Raw genomic sequence first — 1,842 nt, forward strand, 5'->3', positions numbered from 1 at the left:
CCCTGACTGCTGATGGCGCTGAATTCAAGGAGCCTATCGAAGTCTTCACTGAAGAAGAGAAAGCAGACAGATGGCGTCCAGGTGGCTGGCAGCTGGTCACTGTTCATAACGACAGTAATGAACTGTACCTGCTGGCAGATCAGCGTGGTGAATTCACCCACAAAACACCAAGCCGTTACGTGTTTGTAGTCGACGCCGATACCGGTGAACGCCTGCGCAAGATGGAACTGAACCATGAAATCGATTCCATTGCTGTCAGCCAGGACGACAAACCGTATCTGTTCGCCTTATCCGCTAACGAACAGACTCTGTACACCTTTGATGCTAAGACAGGTAAGAAAATCGGCGAAACGGCAGGACTCGGCCGCTATCCGCACATTCTCACCCTGCCTCAGGATAGCGAGTAAGACATGAACTGGCTTACTAACGATCCTGCCCTGTCAGTACTGGCCACACTTTTTGTGGGGCTGGTACTGGCGGTAGCAGCCATTTCCAAGTTGCGTAGCCCTGACGAGTTCCAGGGTGTGGTCGACAACTACCGTTTGTTGCCGGGCTTTCTGGTTAAACCGGTAGCCAAGCTTCTGCCTTGGATTGAACTGGCATGTGCCGTCGCTTTGATGGTGCCGCCTGTACGTGAAATAGCTGCCTGGGTAGCAGTGGGACTGTTCGTGATGTTCTCGCTGGCATTGGCCATCAATGTCGGCAGGGGCCGAACCCATATTGACTGCGGTTGTGTAAGACGTCCGACCAGTCGGAGCCGAATCGGCATGTTCCATGTGCTGCGTGCGCTCTTTCTTGCCGGCGTCAGCATCTACATCGCTTTTAGTTCACTGGAAATAGCCAATATCTCCCTCGCATCGTGGCTGATTGGTATGGCCTCAGCAGCACTGCTGGCCATGCTTTATATAGCTGCAGATGTGATGGTGGGATTGCCAAATTCCCGTGAATCAAGAACTTAATTTTTTAGTAAGGAAAATTTACAATGAGTTTCGATATTCTTATTGCTTCAAATGTGTTGCTTTGGGCAGCTTTTCTGGCTCTGGCTGCACTTATGGTAGGTGTTATTCGCCAAATTGGTCTGCTACACGAACGGTCAGCACCACTGGGTGCCATGATGGTCGATCACGGACCCGATATTGGTGACAAATCACCTGTGTTCAACGTGAAAACCTTCACCGATGAAAAAGACTTGCTGGTCGGTCGCGCTATCACGCCTGGACGTCCAAGCCTGTTGATGTTCACCGGTCCTTCCTGCCCTGTTTGTGCCAAGCTGCTGCCAATTATTCGTGATGTCGCAGCAAGTGAAGGCGCAGATGTCATTCTGATCAGTGACGGTACGGCTGCTGAACACCGTGAGTTCCTGAGCAACCACCCACTGAAAAATGAGTATTACGTGAACTCACCAGAAATTGGCATGCGCTACCAGGTTTCCAAAGTCCCTTACGGTGTACTGCTGGATGCCGATGGCGTGATAAAAGGCAAAGGTCTGTGCAACACACGTGAGCATGTTGAAAGCCTGTTTGAAACCGTACGACTGGGTCACGCTTCACTGCAGAGCTACCTCAAAGACAGCTCTACTGCCAAGGAAGTGACAGTGGGCGAGCAACTGCACTAATCATTGATTTGAGAGTAGAACCAAAAAACATAACGGAGAAGGCAAATGACAAAGAAATTAGGATTTGACGCTGCTATTGAGAAACTGAGCCGTCGTACCGCAAACAAAACCGGTCGTCGTGGCTTCGTGGGTAAACTGGGTGGCTTCCTGGTAGGTGCGACACTGCTTCCCTTGCTGCCAGTTGATCGCCGTGGTCGTCTGAACAGCGCCCACGCCGCTGACGCCAG

The 1,842-nt window shown here is 51.4% G+C and carries 3 protein-coding genes and 1 pseudogene; all 4 read left to right on the forward strand.

Annotated features, from left to right (window positions below; translation table 11 throughout):
* Positions 1–407, forward strand: a 407-nt coding sequence (locus B4K20_RS04545; RefSeq protein ID WP_289282033.1) for an amine dehydrogenase large subunit, incomplete at its 5' end; no start/stop codon positions are given.
* A 3-nt stretch (positions 408–410) separates the two neighbouring features.
* On the forward strand, positions 411–959 hold the full coding sequence (locus B4K20_RS04550) for a MauE/DoxX family redox-associated membrane protein (protein ID WP_286303679.1): 549 nt from the start codon (positions 411–413) through the stop codon (positions 957–959).
* Between the two features lie 23 nt (positions 960–982).
* Entirely contained in the window at positions 983–1,615 is a 633-nt protein-coding gene (mauD, locus tag B4K20_RS04555; RefSeq protein ID WP_286303678.1) for a methylamine dehydrogenase accessory protein MauD, read from the forward strand.
* A 45-nt stretch (positions 1,616–1,660) separates the two neighbouring features.
* Positions 1,661–1,842 (forward strand): annotated as a pseudogene (locus B4K20_RS04560) (methylamine dehydrogenase (amicyanin) light chain); the annotation flags it as partial.

Origin of the sequence: Methylophaga sp. UBA5088, from assembly GCF_002414625.1 — a bacterium.
Classification (GTDB): domain Bacteria; phylum Pseudomonadota; class Gammaproteobacteria; order Nitrosococcales; family Methylophagaceae; genus Methylophaga; species Methylophaga marina.

What these genes read in the sequence shown, in the direction of transcription:
- B4K20_RS04550 (WP_286303679.1), top strand. Translation starts at nt 411, where the DNA reads ATGAACTGGCTTACTAACGATCCTGCCCTGTCAGTACTGGCCACACTT.
- mauD (WP_286303678.1), top strand. Translation starts at nt 983, where the DNA reads ATGAGTTTCGATATTCTTATTGCTTCAAATGTGTTGCTTTGGGCAGCT.